Below are 24,808 nucleotides of genomic sequence, written 5' to 3'. Positions count from 1 at the left end.
CTCTTCTCTTATTAAAACTGGGCGCGTTGCAGAAAACTCTGCAACCGGTTCCAGGTAATTACGCCGGTGAGTTTGGCCGGATCATCCTCAAATATATACACCGCACCGGAGCGGGTACTTTTCAGTAATTCATAGACTTCCGCCAGGGTGGCCTGGGCTGATACGCCCTGCATCGCCTGATAACTAATGGGGTGAGCGTGGCGATCCAAACTGACATCATAGTGCACCCAGGAATAGTTAATATCCTGCTCAAAGCGTTTTTGCTGAATAACGGTTTGGGTCGGATTATTCGACAGCACTTTTTCCAGTGCCGCTTCCGGTGCATCATAAAAGAGCTTAAAGTCCCTTTCCATGGCGGCCAGAACGCCGGTTTTCTCCAGTGCCTCGCGAATCGAAGTAATGGCATAGGGCAGTTTCTGGAAATCCAGCTGCTGAATAAAAATAGAGCGGTTACCTAAAAACTGCGTAGCAGTGACGTAAGCCGGCACAATTACCAATATAGCGGGTAAGATGATCTCCGGCCGGTAAGATAACTCCATTACCGCCGACAGCGCTGCCAGCGGGGCGTGCAATACCGCGGTAAGCATACCGGCTATGCCAAGCAGGGCAAAGCTGGAGGTAAAGTCTTCCAGTGGTAACCAGTGTGCCACGGGCAGCAACAAAACAGCACCAGATAACATACCCAGTACCATTACCGGACCAATAATACCGCCTGGGATACCAAGGCCTATTGCGAAGGTGGCGAGCAGGAATTTCATTAACAGAATTTCAAGCAGGATCAGCGCCGTTGGATGGGTAGAGAATAATGCGTTGACGTCCTCGAAACTGGCACCAAGAGCTTCGGGTAATAATGCGCCGCCAATAGCCGTTAGGAGCCCGGCGAGTAACAACCGCCAAACCATGGAAACCTTGCGAAAGAATCTCATCACCGACATCAGCAACTGATTAAATAACGTAGCCAGAACGCCCAGCAGGCAGCCAAATACAATCAGATACAGATACAACCACTGGCTGAACGATGAAAAAGAAAAGTAGGCCAGCTCGTTGCCTTCTCCAAACACTATGCGGGTGATCACCGAGCCACAGGCTGCTGCCAGCATTACCGGGACAAAAACGTGAATTTTATATTCTCTTAATACCACCTCCATGACAAAAATGACCGCCGCAAAGGGAGTATTAAAAGAGGCTGATATACCCGCTGCAATGCCGCAACCGGCCAGCGTACGAATACTGTTATGCGGCAATTTGAGCGCCTGACCAAACAAACTGCTGCCGGCCGCGCCAAGATGAACCGATGGCCCTTCACGGCCGACGACAAAACCGCCAGCCAGTGCCAGCATACCGCCAAAAAACTGATTCACGGTGGTGCGCCAGGGGATATGGCCGTAGTGTTGCTTTACGCGGTGAATAACAAAAGGAATGCCCAGCCGGTAATGCTTAAAACCGGTCAGAAAAGCAATCAGCAGAATAAGTATTACGGCTGAAACGGGCATGACTACCCACACCCATTTAGCACTCAATCCCCACTGTTGTAGCAGACTAACGCCGGAAGATTGTAACCAGTCGATACCTAAACGAAAAAGCACAATCAGCAGCGCCGACGTAACACCGGCAATGATCCCCAGCAAGCATACCTGAACGGAGGTGCGGGGGTGAGCCAGTTCTTGTCGCAGTGCGCGCAATTGCATAAGTAAGGAACGCTGGTGAGGAATAGCTAAATAGTATCACAAGTAGTTGGTTTGCAAAGTAATGGCCTGCCAATGGTGGGCATAAACCGAGGAATATTTGAATAATTGCGGTAAAACGGGCAAAGTTCGGTTTTTAGTTCCACAGTGATTGCCATGCACTTATCTGAAATACCTCAGAAGCTGGGTCAGACCCGCACCGTTCTGCTGTTAGGCGCCAGTCTGCTGGCCATGCTGGTATTCGGGATGTTTCTTGCCAACGCAGACCGTGGCCAGTTAGTTGATGAAACCCGGCAACTGCAACACTCCATCAGCAACCTGCAAACAGAGAATGAACAGCTCCAGACCCAGGCTAATCAGCTGGATGTAAAGCTGGAACTGGCCGAAATGCGTGCCGAGCAACTTAAGCAGGAAGTGGTGCGTCTGGAAGAAGTGGTGTTTAATCTGCAAAAAGATAAAGCGTTTTATCAGCATGTAGTCGCGCCAGAAACCACTCAGGACGGCTTTTTTATTGATGGTCTGGAACTCTTTGAGACCACAACGGATGGCTATTTTAAAGCGACCATGGTGTTACTGCAGCAACGAGCAGTCAGCGCTATTGTTCGTGGCGATCTTAAAGTCGCGGTTACCGGCATCCAAAATGGTAAACATCGCATTCTTACCTCTGACGACAATGCAATTTTGCCTGAGGGAAATGTGACTTACGGGTTTAAATATTTCCAGCCAGTCACCCTATACCTGCAACTGCCGGAAAACTTCGAGCCAGAAAGCATCGAGTTTACTACGACCGTTTATCAGTATAAGCGGCGCCGGGGAGACTATCAGCGCAGCTACAACTGGCAGGATATTCTGGTAGCCGATCAGTAAGACAAGCCACCCTCTTCGGTCAGGGACATTACATCCAGCCGGGCTTTTTCACCTCGACTTCATACAATACCCTTTCAATCAGCGGCGAGGCAAAATCAGTGGCAACAAAGGGAACTTTTACTCTGCCACTGGCCAGTACAAAACCTAAGGTGCTGAGCCGCCGACGACGCATAAACAGACTCTGTCTTACCTCAACCTGTTGCACCTTAGCCAGCGGGAAACACCAGTAGTCGATGCCAATGATGCCTTTGCGAACGTAAATGTAGGTAGCGTCGCTGGCAATTCCCCAGCGCTGCCAGCGAAGGTAGGTCAGTGTGACCATAACACTTAGTATCAGCAGCGTCGGCAGTGCGCCTGTGGCGCCAAGTACCTTGAAGCTGACGAAACCTGCCAGGGCGGTCAGGGGCAGGATCCACAGTATTAACTGGCGCCAGAAGTAGCGTTTGTGAATTGGCTCAAAGTTCACATGCCTGGCCTGCTGCGCCGAGAAGACATTGCTGGTAAGCTCATCCGATTCGGCAACGGTCACTGATGGCACCAGCAGTTTATGGGTGGCCTTGAGTTCGTTGGGGTTGGTCCGGCCGGTGACATTTTGTTCAAAGTAAAGGTTTACCCTGCCGAGTAGCCTGTCGAGCCAGTCTTGTTGCTGACGGGCTATCTGTACCCGCGAGCGTTTCATACTGACTTCCTGACGGTTCAACAGACCACTGTTGCGAATGTATTTATCCCCTTGCCGGGTGAGGCGGTACCCGTAAAACATCAGCACACTGCCCCCTATGGAAAAGAGCGCCATCAGGATCAGCAGTACAATGGCAATGAGCACGCTCATTACCCCCACATACCATAACGCTACCACCTGCTCACCAAGCCAGGCTTCAGCCTGGGGGCGCAGGGCATTCATCTGGCCAAAAATAAATTCTGAGATTTGTTCATAAAAAGGCGCCAGGGTGCCCAGCACAATCCACACCCGATTATTGGTAATGCCATGCAAAACAAGGTCGCGAATAGAACGTTCGTTAAGTAGCTCTTCGTCGGTGGCAGTTGAGGATGGTGATTCTTCTCTAGTGGTTGCCGATTGCTGGCGATGTGCGCGCATTACTGTTTCTTTAACAAACTGCGCGTATGCTGAGGTCACCCCGGCAAAGTGGGCTTCCTGTTTAGCCGAGCCAGCGGTGTCCAGGGTGACGATACGTAAATCATTAAAGCGAAAATAAAAGGGCTGATCGAACTTTACATTCTGGATCCGCTCATAGGGCAAATCGGTAAAGGTTCGGTCGAGCACTCCGGAGCGAATGGCTATGCCTTTATCCGTTACCGTAAACTGGAAAAAATAATACTTGAGCACCGACGAAATGGCCCAGCCTCCACCCATTGCCATTAGCAACAAAGGAAAGTACTCAGAATCAATCAGTTTATGACCACCCACTACGTAGGCTGGAATGACATAAATGGCGAAACTGACTGATTGCCTTAATTGCATGAACAGGAAATGCAGCACCGACCAGGGTGACAAGCGTTGCCACTGTGATTGTTCGGTGAGCACCGATTCTGATGGCGTTGTCACGACTAATCCCGGGTGAGGTCTGAATGGTTTAACACAAACTGGCGCATCTTCTCGGCCGTCTCTTCGGGCAGTCCCGGAATCGCCAGCGTATGGTCGCTGCCGCCGGCGGAATAGACTTTCAGTGTTGCCAATCCCGCCAGGCGCTCCAGAGGCCCCCGTTGAATATCAATATGCTGGATCCGTAACATGGGCTGACAGATGACCTTTTTAAAGATCAATCCTTTAAACAGGACGATGTCCTGCTCTCGCAGGGTGTAGTAAATCAGCCGATCGGCAAAATAGTGGTAAGTAAATATCAGGCCACCAAGCAGGGCAGTGATCGCACCAGCAACGCCTAAGGAAAATTCCAGTTTTACCGGCAGAGAAAACCAGGGCTGATAAGCCACAATCAGCAGTACCGTAAACACCAGCAGCGAAATTGCTACCGTTACCGTCAGGTTCAGTTTGCGGTAACCGGGTGAGATCGCTTCGCTTGGCAGTTCACCCAGACAGGGCAGCTCCTGTGAATAAAGCGGGTTATTAGTGACTGACGGATGTTCCATAGTAGTAACGTTACTTAACCGGGATTGACGTAGCTCTACTATACCACCGCCGAAAAGCGGTGAAATATCCGTGCCGGGTTAAATTGTTACGGAGTTTGTCGTAGGGCGTTGCGGCTGGCTTCAAAAGGCGCCGGGTAGTCGAGTTTGCGGAGGAGAGCCTCGCCGGGCAGACAGTTTGCGTCCACATGTTGCAGGAGATCCTGGCGCACTTCGCAAAACAGCACATCCAGGGCAAAACGGTTATTGCCATATAAACCGCGATGCAGCATAGACGCATCGAAAATCAGCAAGTCGCCGGCGTTTAATGGTATTTGCTGACCACGGGGTAAGTCGTGATAAGCCTCGCGACCATTACGAGCCAGTCTTACGTCGAGTTCTTCCGGGTTGTCCCAGTATCGGTGCGAACCGGGAATTAACTCGATACCCGGTTCGTCATATAGTGCCAGGCGGTAATGCAATACACGGGTAGAGCCAAGCTGGGCCTGTTCTTCCTCGGGTGAGTAAAGATACTGGGTATCCCGGTGCCAGTAATTTTTCTGCTGCGGGTTATGCGGGTCAAAAAATAACTGGGTATTCATAAATGCTGCACCATCGGGCAATAGTGGCTTAACCACTAACGCTATTTTGGCCGAGCCAATAATGGTAAACATTGCGTGGCGGTCTTCGTCTGACATGCGCTCGGCATGGGTAAGGTAAGCTGAGTTAATGGCCCGTTGCCGGTAAAAGTTTTGATTTTCCTGCAGCCAGTGCTGGTGAAAGCGCGCGGTGATCCGGCGCAATTGCTCAAGTTCCTGTTGGTCAAGAAAAGCGGGCTGATACACGAAACCTGATTGTTCGTATTGCGTGGCGATATCTGCGCTGGCCAAGGCCGAAAACTCCTTTTTAGCGGCGGCTTATTGCCCGCCGGTTAGTTGGAACGCGGCCCAGTAAAAGGGATGCGGGTAAAGCGCGCGGGTATCCTGTTGCGCAGATGCCAGGGCTGAACTCGGTGCCTCAGACTGCAAATAGGTGTAAAAGCGGCTCATCAGATAGGTGGTGGCTTCATCTGGCACCTGCCAGAGGCTACTGACAATACCGTTGGCTCCGGCAAACAGAAAACCCCGGTTTAAGCCCACAACATCATCACCGGCAGAGATATCGCCCAGGCCCGTTTCGCAGGCCGACAGTACCACCAGGTTGGCATTAAGGTTTAAATCGTAAATTTCGGGCACTGTTAGCAGGCCATCGTTGGCAGCATCGGCAGCCAGAAACAGTCGCGACTGCAACGGCGCATCAGGATTAAACACGCCATGTGAGGCCAGGTGGATAATCTGAAAACTCGCCGACTGTTGTTTTAATAAACTTTCAGACGCTTGAGTGCGACTGTAAATCTGACTTTGTGGCCAGAGTTTACTGATCTGCTGTGCTTCGCGCTGAGCGCCGGGCAAATCCAGTTCCGGTGCGTTTAAATCCGGGTTAGCCAGGGCCAGCAACTGCTCGCCGGCCACCTTCTCATCGACAAATTGCAATACCGAGGCAGCAGGCAGCAAGCGCAAGTTAAATTGCTCACCAAGCAGGCGACCATCAGGGGCGGTAAGAATAGTAAACGGCAGATAGTGAAGCGCGCCATGAGGCACAACAGTGAGCGCTCCGGCAGTGCTGAGTTCATTACTTACCGGCGCAATTAAATGGCTGTAAAGCTGCGCCGCCTCTTTTTGCCAGGCATCGCTGTCAGCCTGGTTAATAGCATCCCGCAGGGATGTAATGGCCTCTTCAAGTGCCGGTAACGGCTGAGAATGCACGTCGAGAGATGAGGCCGTTACCACAAAAGTAAATAACTCCGGCTGCCGCCCCTGAGTGAAAAAATACAGCAGCAGGGTTTCCTGCTTGCCTAACCGGTTTTGTATCGAGGACAGCGATGGCGGTGATACGGTGAGCAGGGATGCGAGCTGCGGCGTATGTTGTTCTATGGCTTTTAATTGCACGGCAATACCGCGTGTGGCTTCGTTGGTGATGCCGCTATTGTTCACTAGTGCTTGTTGTTCGATAGACTGTAATGACGTAAGGGCTTGTTCGGTGGCGGGCGGTAGCTGGCTGCCAAAGCGTTGTTTGGTGGCGAGTAAATCCACCAGGGCGCGGGCCTTGGCACGTTCCACATAATCGTAGGCCTCGCTAAAGCGTTGCGTTTTTACCAGTAAGGACACCATATCACCGTATACGGCCTGCTTGTCGTTAACAAAACCAATGCGCCCGGCTTCGGTATCCATGCTCTTGCGCTGTCGTTCAATCACCTCAACGGCCTGCCGGTAATAGTCGATAGCTTGACTGTTGTTGCCCTGTAAGTCGGCAATGCGGCCCAGGCCATAAAGTGCCTGCCAGTAAACAGTGCCGAAGCCTTTTACCTTAGGCTCGTTGATAATGGCCTGATAACCTTCTTGTGCTGCGGCAAGACGACCGGTTTCAAGCTCTGCCTGGTGGCGCATAAAACGCGGTTCAAACTCAGCGGTAAAATTCAGTGCGGTTTTATAATCGGTGTCGCCGTAGGCATCTACCATGGCGGCATACATTATCGGGCCAATCACATCTAGGGCGGTCGTCAGCCCGTCGAGAAATTCATACATGGCGTTTTTCTCAATAATGGAAGCCTGATAGGCCTTCTCAAAGTCGCCAATAGTTAAGTAGATACGGCCCAGCCACAGCGCTTTGGCCTGGGGCAGCCGCCACTGCGCGGCATTGGTCGATGACGCGTCGATGGCGGCGATTTCACTGGCATAGCGGCTGGCGAGTTCAGGCTCGTTATTGCGGGCAGCCATTAAACCCAAAGCGCCTAGTGCCAGCACCTGATGTTTTAGCCGGTAAATATTGCTGTAGCCACTTTCATCGTAGCCGGCAATTTGCGGGTATCTGTCGGCATAGTCGGTGCTGGTGACCGCCAGCGGGTAGGCGTAGGAGGTGGTCAGGTTGTAAAGTGAGTTGGCAAACCGTTCGGTGTTCTTGATATTGCCTCTGGCCATTGCCGCCTCGAGTTTCAGTTCGGTGAGCATGCCCTCACCAAATGCTCCTGGGGCAATAAACTGCGTGTCAAACCAGCCCTGAACCATATACAGCAGAGTGTCATCGGCGTCTTTAAAGCGTTTATCGAGCTCGTTAAAGCATCCATCAATAGGGGTAAATACCCGGCTTTTCACAAAACTCTGACAATAAGCCCACAGCTCATTGGTGGGCAGTGATAACAGTTCCGGCGTTTGCTGCCCCTCATCGGCCAGGGTTTTATAATCCCCGCTTAAGGTCGAGCGGGTAACATTTGAGGTACACCCGGTAACAAATACTGTGATAGCAAGGAGTAAAATACGACGCACGGCAATCACCTTCTTTAGCCTGTTTGTCAAATTTAGTCATAAACCCGGCGACAGTAAACCCACCAAGGGCAGAATGCGTATAGAAAGCGAGGTGTATTTACTGTTCAGCCGCGGTCAGAACACGGCTGACAATAGTTGATGTATTTACTCAGGTATTGGATAATAGTGCTATTAATTGCCGAGTGATGTCGGCTCAGGATTGAGGTGAATATGTCAGTAGAAATGGCGTTACCCATTGATTTTTCAGACGCGGCGGCATTGAAAGTCCGCGAATTGGTGGAAGAAGAAGAAAATCCGAACCTGAAACTGCGGGTCTATGTTACCGGCGGCGGTTGTTCGGGATTTCAGTACGGTTTTACTTTCGACGAGAAAGTGAACGAAGGCGATATGGCCATCGAAAAGAACGAGGTTACATTGGTTGTTGACCCGATGAGTCTACAGTACCTAGTGGGCGGCACGGTTGATTACGTGGATGGCCTGGAGGGCTCACGGTTTCTGGTGAATAACCCGAATGCTACCACTACCTGCGGCTGCGGAGCCAGCTTCAGCGTTTAATGATTATCTAAAGCAGCCTAAGGGCTGCTTTTTACTTTCTGGCTTCTTTTAACAGGGAATAACTCTATGAAACTATATGGCTCTACCACGTCGCCCTATGTTCGCCGTATTCGCTTATTTTTATCCGGTAAAGACTATGAGTTTATCAACATGGATATCTTTGCGGGGCCCGGCCGCGAACTGCTGAGAGCCAAGAATCCGGCCCTTAAAGTACCGATGCTGGAAGACGGCGAGTTAATTATTTATGACTCCAGAGTGGTGTTTCGGTATCTGAGCGAAAAGTTTGCGCTGGCTCCTTTAAGCTGGCCGGAAGAAAATCGTCTGACTCTGATTGATGCGGCCAACGATACGTTTGTGCAGTTGATGATGCTTAAGCGCTCCGACATTGCCAATCAGCCGGATAAGCTGTTTTTTAAGCTCAATAATGAACGCGTCGACACCTTGCTGGCTACGCTGAACGCTGAAGTTGAGGCCGGGCACTTCTCTCAATGGGATTATCCGGCAATCTGCCTGTTCTGTTTATTAGACTGGGTGGCCTTCAGAGAATTAGCCAGCTTCGATGCCTATCCTGCGCTGCAGGCCTTTTGGCAACAGCAGCAGACACAGGCCGATATCGCCTCAACCGATCCGCGGGTTTAATATCCCCGATCGAAGTCAAAAAGGTAGATGAGCGGGGCGTTTTCAAGAAACCGGATTAGGTTACCCTTAAATATCACCGCCACATCCTGCTCTCTGGAAATAGCCGCCGTATGCTGGGTGACGTAAGCATTGGGTAATGCCCAGTACGGATGATCGTCGGCTAAAGGCTCGTCTACAAACACGTCGAGTACCGCTGCGCGCAGTTGCTTTGTAGAAAGCGCCTGGATCAGGGCGTTGTCATCAACCACAACACCTCTTCCGGCGTTTATCAGAATACTGTGTGGCGCCATTGCTGATAAAAATTCCGTATCGATGAAATGGCGGGTTGCGGGTGTGTCGGGCAGCAGGCTCAGCACAAAGTCGCAGGCAGCGGCAAACTCCAATTTGTTATCGGGCGTAAACACCTGCGTGTAGTCGGCTGTGGCGCTGCCACGGCGATTAAGCCCCACCACTTTCATATCAAATACCGTTGCCACATCCACCAGGCTGGCCGCAATGTCACCGGCCCCGGCGATGCCCAGGGTTTTTCCTGCCAGTGCGTCGAAGCCCGGCGGCTGCCATTTATTCGCGGGAGCCTGCCCGGCCAGGGCAAAGCCTTCAATATTGCGCGCAAAATACAACAAATAGGAAAACACGTATTCGCGCATTTGCTGGTCAAAGATCCCCTTTACTCCGGTAAGCTGATAATCCCGTTTGCCAGCGCGTAATAACGGCGCATTACCGGCAAAGGTGGATTGCAGCCAGCATAATTGCGGGCACTGGTTAACGACCTGGGCCAGCAAATCGGGATCGCCCAGCGCCAGCTGGACGTGCTGACAATCAAACTGTTCAGGGTCATCGGTGGCAACTGACAAGCGGACGTTGTCTGGTAACAATGGCGCAAGAAGCTCTGAATAAACCTCGTAGTCGCGGCTTAAGATGCTGAATTGCCAGGTGGCAGATGACGTAGAAGTGGTCATAAGTAAAGAAAAGTTTCCTGTTTGTGATTTTTATGTGAATTATATTCCTTAATTTTGTTTTAAATCCGAATTATATTCAGATTAAAGCAAAAAGGAACGCATATGAAATCAAACCAATCATTATCCGTGGAGACCTGTCGTCCACTGTCGCCCCGCCGTCATACCAGCGACGCTAACTCAGTAGAGCAACTGGTAGAAGAGCAACTGGCGCATTTTAATATTCGTCCTGATACCGCTTACGGTCAGGCGCTGGCTGATACGGCACGTCATCTCTATGGCGCGCAGCAGGGTGTTCAGCAACTCTGGCAGGTTACACGAGATACCCTGGAAAGGTTAGATCAAACCGACAAGCTGAGCTATTTCAATGCTAAAAAGTTCTTATCATTTCAGATAGCCAAAGTACTCGATACTCTGCAAAACCCCTTTCGGCAAACCTGGCAGAGTCTGAATAAATCCGCACCGCAACACTACCCGATTTTTGACAACGTGCCGGCGCTGTTCTCGGCGACACCTGCGGTAGTGAAAACCGCAACCTACGTATATGCCTGCACGGAGTGGATAGAAGACGCCTTTGAAGGCAAAGAATCAACGCATCAGATCTACAGTCGGTTAATGAATCCAACCAATATTTCACTGGCCAATGCCATTGTAGATCTGGAAGCAGGCGATCAGGCAGGCGCGTATCTGGCCTGGAACTTTAACTCTGGTATGGCGGCTATTGATGCGCTGTTATCAAACGTACTAAGCCACGGTGATATTCTGATTGTGTCACGCAATGTGTATGGTGGCGTGTATCAGTTGCTGCATGATTTCTTCGCCCGCGAGAACCGCTTAAACGTAACACTGGCCTGGTTCGACGGTTATTCGGCAGAGGAATTTGCCGATCATCTTGCCCAGATTCAACAGCAGTATGCTGATAAGCTGGCAGCCGGTAGCCGTTTGCATGTGTACATTGAGTCGCCCTGCAACCCCCATGGGCTGGTGCTGGATGTACCGGGTATCTGCAAACTTGCCCATGCGCAGCAGCTGCTGGTCATGCTCGATTCCACGCTGGCTACGCCAGTGTTACATAAGCCTTTGCAACATGCCGATAAACAATGCCGACCGGACTATGTGGTGCACAGCTACACCAAGGATATTTGCGGTACCGGCACCACTACAGCAGGCGTGGTCATTGGCGAAAATCACCGTATGTTCCAACCCAAAGGTACCAGCTGTGAGGGCGTCGACTGGTCGCAAACCCTGTTTTGGGACGTGTATTATATTAAGGGGGCATTCCTTGATTCAGAGAAGGCCTTTGATGTGCTGACCGGCATGAAAACGCTGACTCAGCGAATGCTGACCAAGGTGATTAACACTCAGGTATTTACTCATTTCCTCGACTCCCATCCGCACATTAAAGTAAACAGTCATGCCCTGAGTCATCACGAAAATGCCGGCCTGCGCGAACAGCAACACAGTCATGGATGGCCTTGTGCTTTGTTTACCGCTGAGCTTGATCTGCCTGAACTAGACCGGGTGCAATTTGCGCGCTTCTTTGATTCGCTGGAACCTGCTTTCGGCCATCAGATAAGCATCGGTCAGACCAACACGCTGATCCTGTGCCCGGCGCTAACCTCTCATTCTGAAATGAGTCGGGCTGAGCAGCAAAAGGCCGGTATTGCATTAACCACCATGCGTATTGCCATGGGCTGTGACTGTGTTAAATCACTCATCGCGCATTTTGTACTGGCGCTAAAGCAGGCTATCGATCCGATTCATCCCGGGTTTAGTGATGGCTTTATGGCGGCGGCGCGACTGGATGAATTACACCAGCGTGTGGCGGCAGAGGTCCACGCTCAATATTATGGCTCGCAACCGACACTGGTAGAAATGCTGAAATAATTGAGCTAGATAGTAAAACGGGGTATCTGCAGATACCCCGTTGATACTTAATTGCCAGGTTATACGAGCTTTTTATAAGAGTTTTTCGGCCTGGTCGATACCAGTAGCTTCTTCGTAGTCTGAATAATCGCTGTAGCCCTCACTTCCGCCACCGTACCAGTGACTCGGATCATCGAATGACTCAAGCGGATAATCATTAGCAAACCTGACCGGTAAATCAGGGTTAGTGATCCAGGGGCGGCCAAAGGCGATCATATCAGCGTCGCCGCTGCTGATACGTTGCTCAGCGGTGTCTTTATCGTAGCCGCAGTTTCCTATCAGTAATCCTTTATACACATGGCGGAACTCCTGCAGGGTCATGGCTTCGCCGCGTTCATGAAAACCAAACGCCAGGCCGTCCATCACATGCAGATAGCCGATGCCCAATTGATTGAGCTTATCTGCCACAAACATATAAGTTTCTTTATAGTCGTCGGCGCCCATATCGTTAAACACGCCGTTAGGGGACAAGCGCACGCCAACCTGTTCGGCAGGCCAGACTTCAAGAACCACCTGCATGACTTCGGCTAAGAAGCGGTAACGATTTTCCAGACTACCGCCATAGTCGTCGTCACGCTGATTACTGCGGCTATCAAGAAACTGATTAATCAGATAGCCATTCGCAGCGTGAACTTCAACGCCGTCAAAACCTGCTTCTTTGGCATTGATAGCAGCCTGACGATAGTCTTCCACGGTGCGCTTAATGTCTTCAACAGCCATGGGGCGTGGCACTTCAAAGGGCTTTTTGCCTTTTGGGGTATAAATACCATCGCCATCGTTAATGGCAACCGCCGATGCAGAAAAAGGCAGCTCGCCGTTATGGAAGTCGCTGTGCGAGGCCCGGCCGGTGTGCCACAGTTGTAACACCATTCGACCGCCTGCGGCGTGTACTCTGTCGGTAATACTTTTCCAGCCGGCCGTCATCTCGCTGGTATAGATACCCGGTGCATCCACCCAGCCATTGCCCTCTGGCGAGATACTGGTTGCCTCGCTGATCAGCAGGCCGCCTGCAGAGCGCTGTACATAGTAATCGCCCATAATTTTATTTGGGACTCTGTCCGGGCCGGCACGGCCTCGGGTGAGTGGGGCAAGTACCATACGGTTTTTCAGCTCCTGGCCAGCAAATGTGACCGGGGATAATAAATGCGGTGCTGTCATCAAATCTCCTTGCGGTGTAGTAAATCTGGCGCTCATGCGCCAACTTCTTTATTACGCAGCAAGGTGGTTTTTAGTTTATCCGAAGTAGGGCAGGGAGTTGCTGGTGACGTGATCGTAAATGAGGGTGGTTTCTACGTGGACTACCTCATCCCGGCCGGTTACCTGAGTAAAAATAAAGTCGCGCAGATGCAATGCATCGGGTACACACACATGGAGTAAAAAGTCGTTTTCACCGCCCATATGAAACACACTGAGCACTTCTTTTTGCCCGACCAGCTGCTGCTGAAACTGAGCAACGGTATCACGGTTATGTGAGGCCAGCCGGACCGCCACCATGGCCTGAATATGGCCGCCGAGTAAGGTGTAATTAAACTGGCTGCGGGCGCCTAAAATTATCCCCTCATTTTGCAAGCGTTTGATGCGTTCAAGGCAGGAAGACGGCGCCAGATCCACATGGCTGGCAATGGCTTTGTTGGTAATGCAGGGGTCTTTGAAGATACAGGCCAATATGGCTATATCGGTTTCATCAAGTTTACGCATTATCCGTTTTCCCTTACGATTCAGGTAGGTTAATCAATCAGCCAGTGTCAGGCTACCGAGCACCACCGCCCGCGATGCGCCGGTGACATTTGGCACATTACCCGGCACCCGGTGTAAATAGGCCCACGCCAGCCAGGCAAAGGCAACGCCCTCAACCCACTGCGGGTGCAAAGCCAGGCTATCCGTGGCTTTAACTGTACAGTCCGGGAGTAGCTCGCCTAACTGTGCCATTAACTGACCGTTAAACGCACCGCCACCGCACACATAACACTGCTTTACCTGTTCCAGTGCTCGTATTGCATTGGCTATGGTAGTAGCCGTAAGGGCCAGCAGGGTGGCCTGAACATCTTCGGGGGCGATAATGGTACCCATGTCATGCAGGTGATGGCGTAGCCAGACCAGATTAAAATATTCCCGGCCGGTACTTTTTGGCCCGGTACCCGAGAAATACGGGTCGGCGAGCAGGCTATTCAATAATGGCTGGTTAACCGTGCCGCTGGCAGCCCAGTTACCGTCGCAGTCGAAGGGTTGGTTCAGGTGCTGTAAACACCAGGCGTCCATCAGCGTATTGCCTGGCCCGGTATCAAAGCCGCGGGTCGCTCCGGCATCAACGCCCTCGAGCACGGTAATATTGGCAAAGCCGCCGATATTTACGATTGCACGATGTTCGCCGGCTTCGGCAAACCTGGCTGCGTGAAAGGCTGGTACTAATGGCGCGCCCTGGCCACCATAGGCAATGTCTTTACGGCGGAAGTCGGCGACCACATCAATGCCTGTAAGAGTGCTAATAGTATTAGGATCGCCGATTTGCAGGGTAAAGCCATTGTCATCCTGGTGGCCGGGAGGGCCATCGGGATAGTGACGAACGGTTTGACCATGAGAGCCAATAGCGCGGATGTCCGCCGGTGATAAGTGCTGTTCTGCCAGCAATTTGTTTACCGCCTCAGCAAATACCCGGCCTACGGCCCGATCGGCCTGGCCAAGGTGATTGATTTCGTTGGGACTAACAGTGCAAAGCTGATGCAGTAGTTCGAGAAGTTCGGCTGGGTAAGGTATTGAAACTGCGGCTATTGGCGCGATGGACGTATCGGTAATATCAGTCAGGATGGCGTCTACACCATCCATACTGGTTCCCGACATCACGCCAATATAGTAGGCCATGGGTTTATTGCATGGCCAGCATTATACGGCGTGAAGTGCCGAGTTGAGCGAGGCGTTGCTCGGCGATTTGCATAAAGGCATCGCGCTGTTTCGGGTCGATAGGCAGCGCCTTGGGTAAATCCACGGTACGCGGGTTGCGATGCACACCATCGACTAAAAACTCGTAATGTACGTGGGGGCCTGATGCCAGCCCGGTACTACCAAGATAACCTATGGTTTGACCCTGTTTTACAATGTCACCTTTCTTCACTGCTTTCTTTTTAAAATGCAGGTATTTGGTGGTGTATTTTTCACCGTGCTGAATAAATACATAATTACCATTGTATTTGTTGTAACTGGCTTCAATCACCTTACCATCGCCGGCTGCCATCACCGGCGTGCCTACGGCTGCAACATAGTCGGTACCGCGATGCGCTTTCCAGCGCTTTTGAACCGGGTGAAAACGTGCCTTGCTAAAGTTGGAGCTAACGTACTTAAAGTTGATAGGCGCGCGCAGGAAGCTCTTGCGCATACTGCGGCCTTCAGGAGTGTAGTAGTTGCCGTCTGCGTGCTGAATGGCGGCGAATTTTTCACCCTGGTTAACAAATTCGGCGGCAACAATATCGCCATAGCCAACAAACTCGCCGTCAATATAGCGTTCTTCATACACTACGTTAAACGTATCGCCGCCACGGATTTCCATAGCAAAGTCGATATCCCAGCCAAATATTCCGGCCAGGTGCATAATCTGGTTATCTGTAAGGCCAGCGGCCACACCGGCGTTCCAGAAGCTTGAGGTAATTTCACCCTGGGCAAAATTGTGACGCACTTCCACCGGTTTACTGTCGATGTGAGATAGCAGTTCGTCGCTGTCTTCCTGAGGTTCGATATACAGGGTATCGGTAGGCGACAGGGCATAACGTAAACCGGCAAACTGATTATCAATCACGTTGAGATCCAGCTTGTCGCCGGGGAGCAGGGTTACCAGGGTTTTTGCCTGTTCACCTGCATGGCTGACTGCGTAGGTATCTTTAGGGCTTAATCCGGCGCGCTTGAATATTTTGGCCAGCGTATCGCCGCTTTTCACCGTGTAGGTTTGCCACTGAGGTTCGTCATCCTGCTCAATGAGCACATCGGATTGCGTTAACGTCATCGATAGAGGATAACGCTTGCCGGTTTCCAGAATCAGCGACTCAGTATGGCGTGACGCTTCCACCTTTTCAGATGGCAGTAAAATGAGTAATCCAACAAATGCACTGGCTGCCACCAGACCAATACGGTGCGGCCGCGGCATTTGCTTAAATAAATCAGTGAGTAATTGTGGTCTATATATCTTTCTCATAACAGCCTGAGAATAGCGGTTTCGGCCCTGAGATGCTAGAGGGATCAGGCAAAATTCAAAGGATCAGAGGCTCAAAACGGCAAATAATCGCGTTGTAGGGCGCAGAAAGTGCATAAAGGGTTTTAATAGACGGTCGGCGCGCGTAAAATGCCCGCCCAGAATGAAGTTAGATGGAAGCAGAAAAATGAGTGACTGGCAAGCAGCCCTGGCCGAAATTAAACGGGGTACTGACGAAATATTGCCCGAAGATACCCTGATCGAAAAGTTAAAGTCAGGCAAGCCGCTAACCATTAAAGCGGGGTTCGATCCGACCGCACCGGATTTGCATTTAGGCCATACGGTCCTGATCAACAAATTGCGCGCTTTCCAGCAATTAGGCCACAACGTGGTGTTCCTGATTGGTGATTTTACCGGTTTAATTGGCGACCCGACGGGTAAGAATGTTACTCGTAAGCCACTCACCAAAGAGCAAGTGCTTACTAACGCTAAAACCTATCAGGAACAGGTATTCAAAATCTTAGACCCGGAGAAAACGCAAATTCGGTTTAACTCCGAGTGGATGGATCAACTGGGCGCGGCAGGCATGATCAAGTTAGCAGCCAGTCAGACCGTAGCCAGAATGCTTGAGCGTGATGACTTTAAAAAGCGTTACGCCAACGAGCAGCCTATTGCCATTCATGAATTTTTATATCCGCTGGTTCAGGGGTGGGATTCTGTGGCACTAAAAGCCGATGTTGAGCTTGGTGGTACCGATCAGCGTTTTAACCTGCTGATGGGACGTGAACTGCAAAAAGAGCAGGGCCAGTCTCAACAGGTGGTACTGATGATGCCGCTGCTCGAAGGCCTTGATGGCGTGCAGAAGATGTCCAAGTCGTTAAACAACTACATTGGCATTACTGATGCGCCGAATGAGATGTTTGGCAAAATCATGTCCATTTCTGATGAACTGATGTGGCGCTATTACGATCTGCTGAGCTTCAAGCCGCTGGACGAAATTGCTGAGCTTAAGCAACAAATGGCGGATGGCGCGAACCCTCGTGACATTAAAATTACCCTGGCGAAAGAAATCATTGCCCGCTTCCATTCTGAAGAGGCCGCTGAAGCTGCGCATCAGGACTTCATTCAGCGTTTTCAGAAAAATGCCATTCCTGATGACATGCCGGAAGTCACTGTTGCATTAACCGACGGTGAATTAACGATTGGTTACCTGCTGAAAGAAGCCGGACTGGTTGGCTCAACCTCTGATGCGATGCGGATGATTAAACAGGGCGCGGTAAAAATCGACGGTGAAAAAGTCACTGATACCCGTTTGGTACTCACTGAACAGGGTGAAAAGGTATATCAGGTAGGTAAGCGCAAGTTTGCCCGCGTCACTCTGGCGTAAGCTTCTGGTGCGCTGCGTCCTGCAGCGCACTTTTTACATAATTACTGCTGGCTGAACGTCAGCAGCATTTCCGCCGCCACACAGGCACAAAGTGAATCACACACCGGGCATTCGTAGCCTTCATACATGGCCGCATATTGCCATTTATTGGGGTGTTCTTTAATGAGTCGGCCGCCATTCTTACTGAAGTATTTAAACGCGCTGTTACCTGGGCTTGCCAGCCAGATATGGGCCAGGCCCGCATTACTCCCCTGGCGCTTAGCGGCGTCGATGGCTTTGCTCAGTAAGGTGGAGCCAATCCCGTAACCCTGCATCGCCGGATCAACCGTATTGCATTTAAAGTAGCAAACCGTGGCGGGATCCACGTCCCACTCCGCCGGAGTTGCCCACTGATCAATATCCCACTGGCCTTGGGCAAAAGTAAGGCGAAAACCGACTAACTGGTCGCGGTAAAAAGCAACGATGCCAGCATTAATGTCGTCTTTTAAGCCGCGCTGGTAATAATCGGTTAAATTATTCAGGTTCAGATATCCTTCGCCCTGCACCCGGTTGCCCAGTTCCAGGACCGCGGCAAAGTGGTCCGGAGTGAGCGCCGTATAGGTAATATCAGTGCTACTTTTTGGTTTTGCCAAGATCCATTCCCTGTAAGTGTACGTCGAGGGCATCCAGTGATATCCGGATCTCCAGAACCGACTGCCAAAGACTATAAAGTAGAAAAACCAGACTGGCGGCAAACAGCCAGTTACCGGCTAACTGATACGACAGGTAGATGGCCAGCATCGACAATACGCACAGAAAAAAACTGAACACGCCGGTTTCCTGCATGCGTTTAATGTAATGAATACGCTTGCGCAGGTTTTTGATTTGCGCCTGGGTACTCTCGTTGTCTTCGCCCTTGTCAAAGTGGCGAATTAACGACGCCAGAGTGAGGAAACGGTTGGTGTAAGCCAGTAGCAAAAGGGAAATCGCCGGGAACAACATGGCCGGCGTTGAAATATCAATAGTCATAATAAAACGCGTGGAGCAACAAGACCGTTATGATGCCGCCAAAGCCGCAATATGTCTATGCCAGGATGTGAACCGGGCGATACAGCAGAGGGTTATTGTTCAATCGGTAGTGATTCACTCTGCCACACCTGCATATCGCCATCGAGGTGATACAACTGCTCAAAACCAAGCTCGGTTAGTGCCTCCAGAGCAATGCCGGCGCGACGCCCGGAACGACAATAAACCAGCACCGGCTTTTGGATAGAACCGAGCGTGGCCAGGTGAGAGGCAATCTCGGAATGGGGAACATTGAGCGCACCAGGAACATGACCCTCAGCAAACTCTTCGGCGCTACGCACATCCAGAATCAGGCCTTCAAAGCCGTTGCTGTACAGGCTTTCGGGGCTTATGTCAGGGATAGCGTCATGCCCCCAGGCGGTAGCAGACAGCAGTAAAACTAGCACAGCCAGAGTTAAGGTGAGTAATCGCATGTACGCTCCTATTGTCGGTAACTGTCGATTCGTTGGCACAGGGTGTCTATTGCCTGGGTAATTCGCAGTGTAAAGCGATGCAGGGCGTTAGCATCAGCAGTAATCAGCGGTGCTTTAATAACAGACCGGTGAGGTGTCCAGAAATGTTCAAGTGTCTCTTCCGACTGATCGCTTGCCGCAATCAGTAATGCTGGTTGACGCAATAAAACCTGCTTTACTGACACCTCAGGGTAATCGATGGGGGAGTCTATAAAAACCGATTCAGCACCACAGCTGGCCAGAATTTTATTGGCCCATGCGCCCTCACCAATGGTCATCAGTGGCTGTGACCACATGTAGTAAAATACTTTAACCGGGGCGAGATGCTGGTATTGCTGCTTAATTTTTTCAAGCTCATGGCGGTAGCCGGTTACCAGTGTCTGACCAATATCGGTTTGACCGGTCAGAGCTGCAACTTCGAGTAACTCAGTGCCAATATCATCTAATGTTTGAGGCTGGGAAATGTACACTTCAAGCCCGAGACTTTTGAGGCGGGCAATGTCCTGTGGTTTGTTGCCGCCGCCCCAGGCCAGTACCAGATCAGGTTCGAGAGCCATCAGCGCAGTGAAATCCACGCCCTGATAGTCGGCGATAACCGGCAGTTCAGCGGCTTGTGCCGGGTAATCACTGAAGGCACTTACCCCAACCAGACGGTCCTGTGCAGATAAACTGTAAACCCATTCGGTAAGGTGAGGAGACAGGGTTACGATGCGTTCTGCAGACAGCGCTTGCAGGGGAGCTAATAGTACTGGCAGTAATAGCCAGAGGAGCTGTTTTTTCATAATTTTAATTGCCAGCAAAGTATTAATAGCAGGGTGAACAGTACGGTAACCAGCCAGGTCTGTCGGTTAATGGCTCGTAACACATAGGTCAGATCAGAAAAGCGCACCTGACGGGAGCCGCCCACTCGGGAGTGACGTAATTTGATGCCGTCGTAAAAAGCCGGGCCACCGAGCTTGATCCCCATGCCGCCGCCAAATGCCGCCAGCAGTAAAGAGGTTAAATCTTTTTCGGTCGCGTGCCGTAGCCCCTTGATGGCACCAAGCGGTGAAGTGCTTAAAATAATCAACAACAGACCCAGACAATAGGGAATAATAATCATAGCCTGACTCAACCAGTAGGCCGGCAGACTAAATGCGCTGAACTGGCGTTTTTTGCGGTGCCATTGCCAGCGAAACTCCAGCAACAGTCGGTAAGTCAGGGCGGCCAGCGGGCCGGCCAGTAAAAACCATAACAGCACTCCCACAAACTGCTGCATAAAGCGCAGTAGATAGCTCTCGATAGCCGCTTTAGCGATGCCAATATCAGATAGAGAATCCGTCTGACGGGCGACCAGCACGCCCAGGCGTTCGCGGGCGAGTAGCTTTTTGTTGCCGCTGAGGGCTTGCGTGATCAACTTATACTGGCGTCGTACCGGGTAAAAATTTATGCAGCAGAACAGCACCAGTGCATCAAAAAACCAGGTGTACTCGGCCAGGCTAAGCACAAAAGCCAGCACCACCAGAAAAGGCAGGGTTAACACCACAATACCCAGCGTACCGCTAATATAATGCTGCGAATGCGGAGCGGAGGGAGCCGGGCAAACCCTGGCAGCCAGATTAGTGACCAGCATCCGGTAAAGTGTCATTGGATGCGTTTGGGGAGGTATCCGCCACACCCGATCAAGCAGGATCACGCTAAGCGCGATGATCAATGACAGTGTGATGGGGGGCGGCAAGGCTATCATCGGACTGAATCAGGCGCCGGTTGTGCGGTCGGTCATGACTTTTATCATACCCATCACCAGCTCTGCGGAGTGCTTTGCTGCGGTCTCCAGGTAAGCATTGAAGGAAACCGTAGAGGTTTTGCCGGCGATATCCGAAAGTGAACGGATCACCAGAAACGGCGTACCTAACATGTGGCTGGTCTGAGCAATGGCGGCGCCTTCCATTTCGGATGCGCTGATGGCCGTGAAAGCTTCGCGCAGCCGGGCGGCAGCTTCATCTGTGCCGATAAATGAGTCACCGGTGCAGATCAGGCCGCGGATCGTTTTAACATGCAACGCATTGGCCGCAGCTTGTTCAGCTGCGGTAATAAGTTGCTCATCACACTCAAAGACGGTTGGCATGCCAACACACTGCCCTGGTTCATAGCCGAAGTGCGTAATGTCTACATCATGGTGTTGAACGCCATTACCAATAACAATGTCGCCAATATCAAGGCTGGTATCAAAACCGCCTGCAGAGCCGGTATTGACCACGAAGTCCGGTTTAAATGACTGGATAAGAATGGTGGTGGCGACTGCGGCTGCTACCTTGCCAATGCCACATTTTACCAGCACTACATCAACACCGTGCAGGGTGCCGGTGTAGAACGTCAGATGTGCGATTTCCTGGGTTTGTAACTGGTCGAGAGACTCTTTTAACTGGGCGACTTCCTGGTCCATGGCGCCAAGGATACCAATTTTCATAATCTGCCTTTAAATTGCTTATTTAACTGGGAAATGAGTGCGCAGGATTTACTGATGCACTACTATATACTCTATGAATGAAGTGTAATATGAATGTGTTATCGGGTACACCAGGATTCGTAAAAGGAGGGTCAATCGGCCCCTTAGTCTGGCGTTGTCCTGTGATCGCATTTTGAATTAGTTGTTTGTAAAACCTATGAACGCAAGTTTTAGCAACACATTATCTGCTGCCGTGCTCTGTAGTTGTCTATTGGTCTCACCGGCTGCACTGGCAAGTAGTGAAAAACTGGAAATCTCTGGTTTTGGCCGGGTGGTAGCCGGGTTTACTGATGATCCTGACGTGTCTTTCGAAGGCTACGAGAATGAGTTGTCATTTAAGGAACAGACGCTGCTGGCTTTGCAAGTGGATTATCACTTGCTGGAGAATCTGACGATAACCTCACAGTTACTGGCACACACCAACAGCGAGCGAGACTCCGGGGTTGAGTGGTTGTACGCCAGCTATGTACCGCACAATAACTGGCTGGTAAAAGGCGGCCGGATGAGAACTCCGTTTTATCATTACAGTGACGTTATTGATGTGGGATTTGCTTATCCATGGATTTCACCGCCGCAACAACTCTACAGTGCATTCTTGTTTAACCAATACGATGGTGCGAGCGTAATCCACAACTTTGCGCTGGGAAATTTCAGTGGTTCGGTTGAAGGCTATTATGGCTCTTTTAACGGTGACACTCAGTTTCAGGATCGCCGCTATGCCACCGATGTTGATGGCCTGACCGGGCTTGTTTTCAGCGGTGTTTACAACGCAAATGTGCGTTTCAGAGCATCTTATACCACCGCCGATTTTAGTGTGAATCTGGCCGAAATCACTGCGTTTGCCGATCAGCTTCGAAGCTTTGGCTTTGTTGAAAGTGCCGATTCTCTGACAATGGAAGGTGAGTTTGATATTTACCAGGTGGGTTTGGCACTGGATGAGCTCGATTATAATCTTGCCTGGGAATGGATGAAAATTGAGTCTGATACCGTACTGGCGCCGAATATCGAAAGTTACTATATGCAGGGCGGGTTAGTGTTCCAGCCAATTACCGTACATCTGACTTATGCTGATATGGCAACGAATCCGCAGTCGGCGGCAAGCGATATTCCACTGGGTTTAGCACCGGATCTCGACCAGCTTTATTACGCCTATCAAACCGTTTTTGCCAGAACTCAGGCTGCTGATCTGGAAAGTATAACCCTTGGTGTCCGCTGGGATGCCGGGGTGAGGGGGGCTTTTAAAGCCGAGGTAACCCATTACCGGGGAGCCCTGGGGATCTCAACCTTTGAGGCGTTGGGTGACAGAGACGCCTTCGATGAGCGGGTGAACCTCTATCAGGTGGGTATGGAGTTTGTCTTCTGATGCAAATAACACATTCTCTCAGAAAGCTGTTAATGGCTTCCGTGTTCGGGATTTACACTGTAAACGCCCCAGCGCAGGAACACGACATTATGGTGGTGGCCAATATTGACAACCAGACAGTGAAACTGGACAAGGTCGAAATCCGCAATCTGTTTATGGGTAATGCCAGCAATGTGGGGCTTGAACCGGTGTCGCTGCCGCCACAAACTCTGGCCAGAGCGGTATTTAACACCAAGATAATCGGCTTAACCGAATCGCGGATCCAGTCGTACTGGTCGCAGATGCGCTTTAGCGGACGTTCTCGTCCGCCAAGGGAAATATCGACTGTGGATCAGTTGATAAGTTATGTATCCAGCCATAAGGATACGGTGGCTTTTGTTCCGGTTAGTGCTGACATCCCGGCTCATCTTACTGTGGTATATTCAACGGCAAAGATGTAAAGAGTAACTATCTATAAAACGCAAAAAGGGCCCTCGGGCCCTTTTTGCGTTTGAGCTTACGTTGCAACTCAAGTTACGCCGCTACCTGTTCACCGCCAGGCTGACGGCTGGAACGCAGCGGCCGGGTAGGGCGCTTTGGCTGCGGTGGGTTCATTTTACTGGCGGCCAGTTTAGCCTGCTGTTTACGTAGCGGGATCAATTTAGTTTCTACGCACTCTTTGACCTCTTCTACTGAGTAACCGGATTTCACCTTAAAGCGGGCGTGGGGAATACCGGCTGCATCCAGGGCGCCGGATACAAACCAGTCGCGCTGTGTTTTGTACCCTTCCTTGCCCTGCTTGTGGACCAAATCAATGGCCAGTACCGGTGTCATATCGTCGCGACGACACAGCACAAAGTCGAGTTGCTTACTGCCAGCACGCAAAAGCGCCTGGCGAGCCTGACGTTTATTGGTGCTGTCGCGCACGGCAAGCAGGTCGTTAAGGCGAACCCGTGAGACAATTCTGAATTCACGGCCAACGGCCTGTTCCAGCAAATTGATAAAGGTATGCTCTACCTGAGTAAAAAGCTGTTGTTTTTTACGAAAGGGAAAGCTCATACCGTGATCAGAGAGTTTAAGTGCACCAACAGTGACAACTATCAGCAGCATAAACAAAATAATGGCAAGTTCCATACGCTTCCTCAACAATTCAATGCGCACGAGCGTCAATAAAATGACACACCCGGGCGGCAGGACAAACTTGTCAGAGAAATTGCAAAGGCGGTGCCAGTTATTCGAAATACTGGCAGGCAAGAGAAATAAAAGTTAGTCGTTGGTCAGGCTGGCCAGGGGAGCAGGTGTTGCTGAGCCCAGCACCAGAATATCTACCTGGGCGCCATCACCATCCGGTGACACCACCACGCGGACATTCTGGGCGTCATTGACCAGCAGCACACGTTCGTTGTGCTCGCCCTTCAGCGATAGGTCTGGCATCAGCGCCAGATAGTAAGCCACAATGGCGTCGGGCGTATCGCCAATAAAGTAAACCATAGAAGCTGGCATTTCTGTGTCAAAAGGCTGACACTGCCTGGCATCCTCGTGAATTTTGACGGCAAAAAACTCGGCCGGACAGCTAGTGATTTGCGGCTGTGACTGCGGGGCCGTAGTGGCCATTGAGTCGGTTGCCATCAGCGACGAAGCCATCACCATCAGGCTGGTTACCAGAATGAGTTTACGCGGCGTGAATTTCATAGTCTGACGTTTACTTTTGTACATACTGTTACTATAGGAGAGCTCTGAACGCTAAGCAATTGCAGTGGCCTTGATTAAAGTATTGCAACGCAGCTATAAGTATAATTCCCGATGCGAAGTGCAGCTTGTCGAC

General features: G+C 51.0%; 25 protein-coding genes. 7 read left to right on the top strand and 18 right to left on the bottom strand.

Annotation, left to right across the window (positions count from 1 at the left end):
- Positions 1-11 precede the first annotated feature (11 nt).
- Positions 12-1,688, bottom strand: coding sequence for a chloride channel protein (locus D9T21_RS11235; RefSeq protein WP_123325030.1), 1,677 nt, complete (start codon positions 1,686-1,688; stop codon positions 12-14).
- A 153-nt stretch (positions 1,689-1,841) separates the two neighbouring features.
- Here D9T21_RS11235 and D9T21_RS11230 point away from each other — a divergent pair, with 153 nt between their 5' ends.
- Complete coding sequence (locus D9T21_RS11230) at positions 1,842-2,552, top strand: DUF6776 family protein (RefSeq protein WP_123325029.1); 711 nt, start codon at positions 1,842-1,844, stop codon at positions 2,550-2,552.
- Between the two features lie 28 nt (positions 2,553-2,580).
- On the opposite strand, the gene D9T21_RS11225 is transcribed toward D9T21_RS11230, so the two are convergent.
- From D9T21_RS11225 to D9T21_RS11210, 4 genes are all read right to left on the bottom strand, one after another.
- A complete protein-coding gene (locus D9T21_RS11225) occupies positions 2,581-4,116 on the bottom strand; it encodes a PH domain-containing protein (RefSeq protein ID WP_123325028.1) in 1,536 nt (511 codons plus the stop codon).
- Between the two features lie 2 nt (positions 4,117-4,118).
- Complete coding sequence (locus D9T21_RS11220) at positions 4,119-4,658, bottom strand: PH domain-containing protein (protein ID WP_123325027.1); 540 nt, start codon at positions 4,656-4,658, stop codon at positions 4,119-4,121.
- A gap of 86 nt (positions 4,659-4,744) precedes the next feature.
- Positions 4,745-5,524, bottom strand: a complete 780-nt coding sequence (locus D9T21_RS11215) for a phytanoyl-CoA dioxygenase family protein (protein ID WP_123325026.1) — start codon at positions 5,522-5,524, stop codon at positions 4,745-4,747.
- Between the two features lie 27 nt (positions 5,525-5,551).
- Positions 5,552-7,996, bottom strand: coding sequence for a CHAT domain-containing protein (locus D9T21_RS11210; RefSeq protein ID WP_164464656.1), 2,445 nt, complete (start codon positions 7,994-7,996; stop codon positions 5,552-5,554).
- A gap of 210 nt (positions 7,997-8,206) precedes the next feature.
- Here D9T21_RS11210 and erpA point away from each other — a divergent pair, with 210 nt between their 5' ends.
- The gene (gene erpA, locus D9T21_RS11205) at positions 8,207-8,551 is read left to right on the top strand and encodes an iron-sulfur cluster insertion protein ErpA (RefSeq protein WP_105936467.1); all 345 of its coding nucleotides are present in this window, start codon (positions 8,207-8,209) and stop codon (positions 8,549-8,551) included.
- 66 nt (positions 8,552-8,617) lie between these two features.
- Entirely contained in the window at positions 8,618-9,190 is a 573-nt protein-coding gene (locus D9T21_RS11200; protein ID WP_123325024.1) for a glutathione S-transferase family protein, read from the top strand.
- Here D9T21_RS11200 and D9T21_RS11195 read toward each other — a convergent pair.
- Positions 9,187-10,149 carry a D-2-hydroxyacid dehydrogenase gene (locus D9T21_RS11195; protein WP_123325023.1) on the bottom strand — a complete coding sequence of 321 codons (963 nt, stop codon included), beginning with the start codon at positions 10,147-10,149 and terminating at the stop codon, positions 9,187-9,189. The genes D9T21_RS11200 and D9T21_RS11195 overlap by 4 nt on opposite strands.
- 102 nt (positions 10,150-10,251) lie before the next feature.
- On the opposite strand from D9T21_RS11195, the gene D9T21_RS11190 reads away from it, so the two are divergent.
- Positions 10,252-12,033 (top strand): trans-sulfuration enzyme family protein, encoded by a 1,782-nt coding sequence (locus D9T21_RS11190; protein WP_123325022.1) that lies wholly within the window; start codon positions 10,252-10,254, stop codon positions 12,031-12,033.
- Positions 12,034-12,105: 72 nt separating this feature from the next.
- Here the strand turns inward: D9T21_RS11190 and D9T21_RS11185 are convergent, their stop codons facing one another.
- From D9T21_RS11185 to D9T21_RS11170, 4 genes are all read right to left on the bottom strand, one after another.
- The gene (locus D9T21_RS11185) at positions 12,106-13,230 is read right to left on the bottom strand and encodes an alkene reductase (RefSeq protein WP_123325021.1); all 1,125 of its coding nucleotides are present in this window, start codon (positions 13,228-13,230) and stop codon (positions 12,106-12,108) included.
- A gap of 75 nt (positions 13,231-13,305) precedes the next feature.
- Positions 13,306-13,770 carry an Lrp/AsnC family transcriptional regulator gene (locus D9T21_RS11180; RefSeq protein WP_105936462.1) on the bottom strand — a complete coding sequence of 155 codons (465 nt, stop codon included), beginning with the start codon at positions 13,768-13,770 and terminating at the stop codon, positions 13,306-13,308.
- A 33-nt stretch (positions 13,771-13,803) separates the two neighbouring features.
- Positions 13,804-14,931 carry an anhydro-N-acetylmuramic acid kinase gene (locus D9T21_RS11175; protein WP_123325020.1) on the bottom strand — a complete coding sequence of 376 codons (1,128 nt, stop codon included), beginning with the start codon at positions 14,929-14,931 and terminating at the stop codon, positions 13,804-13,806.
- Between the two features lie 4 nt (positions 14,932-14,935).
- On the bottom strand, positions 14,936-16,252 hold the full coding sequence (locus D9T21_RS11170) for an OapA family protein (RefSeq protein WP_123325019.1): 1,317 nt from the start codon (positions 16,250-16,252) through the stop codon (positions 14,936-14,938).
- A gap of 184 nt (positions 16,253-16,436) precedes the next feature.
- Between D9T21_RS11170 and tyrS the strand changes: the two genes are divergently transcribed.
- Complete coding sequence (gene tyrS, locus D9T21_RS11165; RefSeq protein WP_123325018.1) at positions 16,437-17,636, top strand: tyrosine--tRNA ligase; 1,200 nt, start codon at positions 16,437-16,439, stop codon at positions 17,634-17,636.
- 41 nt (positions 17,637-17,677) lie between these two features.
- Here tyrS and D9T21_RS11160 read toward each other — a convergent pair whose 3' ends face one another.
- From D9T21_RS11160 to D9T21_RS11135, 6 genes are all read right to left on the bottom strand, one after another.
- Positions 17,678-18,268 (bottom strand): GNAT family N-acetyltransferase, encoded by a 591-nt coding sequence (locus D9T21_RS11160; protein WP_377908298.1) that lies wholly within the window; start codon positions 18,266-18,268, stop codon positions 17,678-17,680.
- Positions 18,249-18,644, bottom strand: coding sequence for a DUF2721 domain-containing protein (locus D9T21_RS11155; RefSeq protein ID WP_105936458.1), 396 nt, complete (start codon positions 18,642-18,644; stop codon positions 18,249-18,251). Before D9T21_RS11155 ends, D9T21_RS11160 begins: the two co-directional genes overlap by 20 nt.
- Before the next feature lie 92 nt (positions 18,645-18,736).
- Positions 18,737-19,114, bottom strand: coding sequence for a rhodanese-like domain-containing protein (locus D9T21_RS11150; RefSeq protein WP_123325016.1), 378 nt, complete (start codon positions 19,112-19,114; stop codon positions 18,737-18,739).
- 8 nt (positions 19,115-19,122) lie between these two features.
- Positions 19,123-19,935 carry a cobalamin-binding protein gene (locus tag D9T21_RS11145; RefSeq protein WP_123325015.1) on the bottom strand — a complete coding sequence of 271 codons (813 nt, stop codon included), beginning with the start codon at positions 19,933-19,935 and terminating at the stop codon, positions 19,123-19,125.
- Positions 19,932-20,870, bottom strand: coding sequence for a cobalamin biosynthesis protein (locus D9T21_RS11140; RefSeq protein WP_164464655.1), 939 nt, complete (start codon positions 20,868-20,870; stop codon positions 19,932-19,934). Before D9T21_RS11140 ends, D9T21_RS11145 begins: the two co-directional genes overlap by 4 nt.
- 18 nt (positions 20,871-20,888) lie before the next feature.
- Positions 20,889-21,602, bottom strand: a complete 714-nt coding sequence (locus D9T21_RS11135; RefSeq protein WP_123325013.1) for a 5'-methylthioadenosine/adenosylhomocysteine nucleosidase — start codon at positions 21,600-21,602, stop codon at positions 20,889-20,891.
- Between the two features lie 250 nt (positions 21,603-21,852).
- On the opposite strand from D9T21_RS11135, the gene D9T21_RS11130 reads away from it, so the two are divergent.
- Positions 21,853-23,004: a hypothetical protein gene (locus D9T21_RS11130; protein WP_123325012.1), complete on the top strand. Its 1,152-nt coding sequence runs from the start codon at positions 21,853-21,855 to the stop codon at positions 23,002-23,004.
- Complete coding sequence (locus tag D9T21_RS11125; RefSeq protein WP_241155691.1) at positions 23,004-23,444, top strand: hypothetical protein; 441 nt, start codon at positions 23,004-23,006, stop codon at positions 23,442-23,444. Before D9T21_RS11130 ends, D9T21_RS11125 begins: the two co-directional genes overlap by 1 nt.
- A 73-nt stretch (positions 23,445-23,517) precedes the next feature.
- On the opposite strand, the gene D9T21_RS11120 is transcribed toward D9T21_RS11125, so the two are convergent.
- Both D9T21_RS11120 and D9T21_RS11115 read right to left on the bottom strand, forming a co-directional pair.
- Positions 23,518-24,117, bottom strand: a complete 600-nt coding sequence (locus D9T21_RS11120) for a DUF2726 domain-containing protein (protein WP_123325011.1) — start codon at positions 24,115-24,117, stop codon at positions 23,518-23,520.
- 132 nt (positions 24,118-24,249) lie between these two features.
- Positions 24,250-24,675, bottom strand: coding sequence for a hypothetical protein (locus D9T21_RS11115; RefSeq protein ID WP_123325010.1), 426 nt, complete (start codon positions 24,673-24,675; stop codon positions 24,250-24,252).
- Between the last annotated feature and the right edge of the window lie 133 nt (positions 24,676-24,808).

Origin of the sequence: Marisediminitalea oceani, assembly GCF_003731635.1 — a bacterium.
Classification (GTDB): domain Bacteria; phylum Pseudomonadota; class Gammaproteobacteria; order Enterobacterales; family Alteromonadaceae; genus Alteromonas; species Alteromonas oceani.
Note: the sequence above shows the minus strand (reverse complement) of the source record. Positions and strands in the feature narration are given on the sequence as shown.

Bases quoted from the DNA above. Each gene is read 5' to 3' on its own strand.
- D9T21_RS11155 (WP_105936458.1), bottom strand. From the start codon at position 18,644: ATGACTATTGATATTTCAACGCCGGCCATGTTGTTCCCGGCGATTTCC.
- tyrS (WP_123325018.1), top strand. From the start codon at position 16,437: ATGAGTGACTGGCAAGCAGCCCTGGCCGAAATTAAACGGGGTACTGAC.
- D9T21_RS11115 (WP_123325010.1), bottom strand. From the start codon at position 24,675: ATGAAATTCACGCCGCGTAAACTCATTCTGGTAACCAGCCTGATGGTG.
- D9T21_RS11135 (WP_123325013.1), bottom strand. From the start codon at position 21,602: ATGAAAATTGGTATCCTTGGCGCCATGGACCAGGAAGTCGCCCAGTTA.
- D9T21_RS11175 (WP_123325020.1), bottom strand. From the start codon at position 14,931: ATGGCCTACTATATTGGCGTGATGTCGGGAACCAGTATGGATGGTGTA.
- D9T21_RS11145 (WP_123325015.1), bottom strand. From the start codon at position 19,935: ATGAAAAAACAGCTCCTCTGGCTATTACTGCCAGTACTATTAGCTCCC.
- D9T21_RS11185 (WP_123325021.1), bottom strand. From the start codon at position 13,230: ATGACAGCACCGCATTTATTATCCCCGGTCACATTTGCTGGCCAGGAG.
- D9T21_RS11180 (WP_105936462.1), bottom strand. From the start codon at position 13,770: ATGCGTAAACTTGATGAAACCGATATAGCCATATTGGCCTGTATCTTC.
- D9T21_RS11200 (WP_123325024.1), top strand. From the start codon at position 8,618: ATGAAACTATATGGCTCTACCACGTCGCCCTATGTTCGCCGTATTCGC.
- erpA (WP_105936467.1), top strand. From the start codon at position 8,207: ATGTCAGTAGAAATGGCGTTACCCATTGATTTTTCAGACGCGGCGGCA.
- D9T21_RS11120 (WP_123325011.1), bottom strand. From the start codon at position 24,117: ATGGAACTTGCCATTATTTTGTTTATGCTGCTGATAGTTGTCACTGTT.
- D9T21_RS11170 (WP_123325019.1), bottom strand. From the start codon at position 16,252: ATGAGAAAGATATATAGACCACAATTACTCACTGATTTATTTAAGCAA.
- D9T21_RS11190 (WP_123325022.1), top strand. From the start codon at position 10,252: ATGAAATCAAACCAATCATTATCCGTGGAGACCTGTCGTCCACTGTCG.
- D9T21_RS11125 (WP_241155691.1), top strand. From the start codon at position 23,004: ATGCAAATAACACATTCTCTCAGAAAGCTGTTAATGGCTTCCGTGTTC.
- D9T21_RS11195 (WP_123325023.1), bottom strand. From the start codon at position 10,149: ATGACCACTTCTACGTCATCTGCCACCTGGCAATTCAGCATCTTAAGC.
- D9T21_RS11150 (WP_123325016.1), bottom strand. From the start codon at position 19,114: ATGCGATTACTCACCTTAACTCTGGCTGTGCTAGTTTTACTGCTGTCT.
- D9T21_RS11235 (WP_123325030.1), bottom strand. From the start codon at position 1,688: ATGCAATTGCGCGCACTGCGACAAGAACTGGCTCACCCCCGCACCTCC.
- D9T21_RS11220 (WP_123325027.1), bottom strand. From the start codon at position 4,658: ATGGAACATCCGTCAGTCACTAATAACCCGCTTTATTCACAGGAGCTG.
- D9T21_RS11230 (WP_123325029.1), top strand. From the start codon at position 1,842: ATGCACTTATCTGAAATACCTCAGAAGCTGGGTCAGACCCGCACCGTT.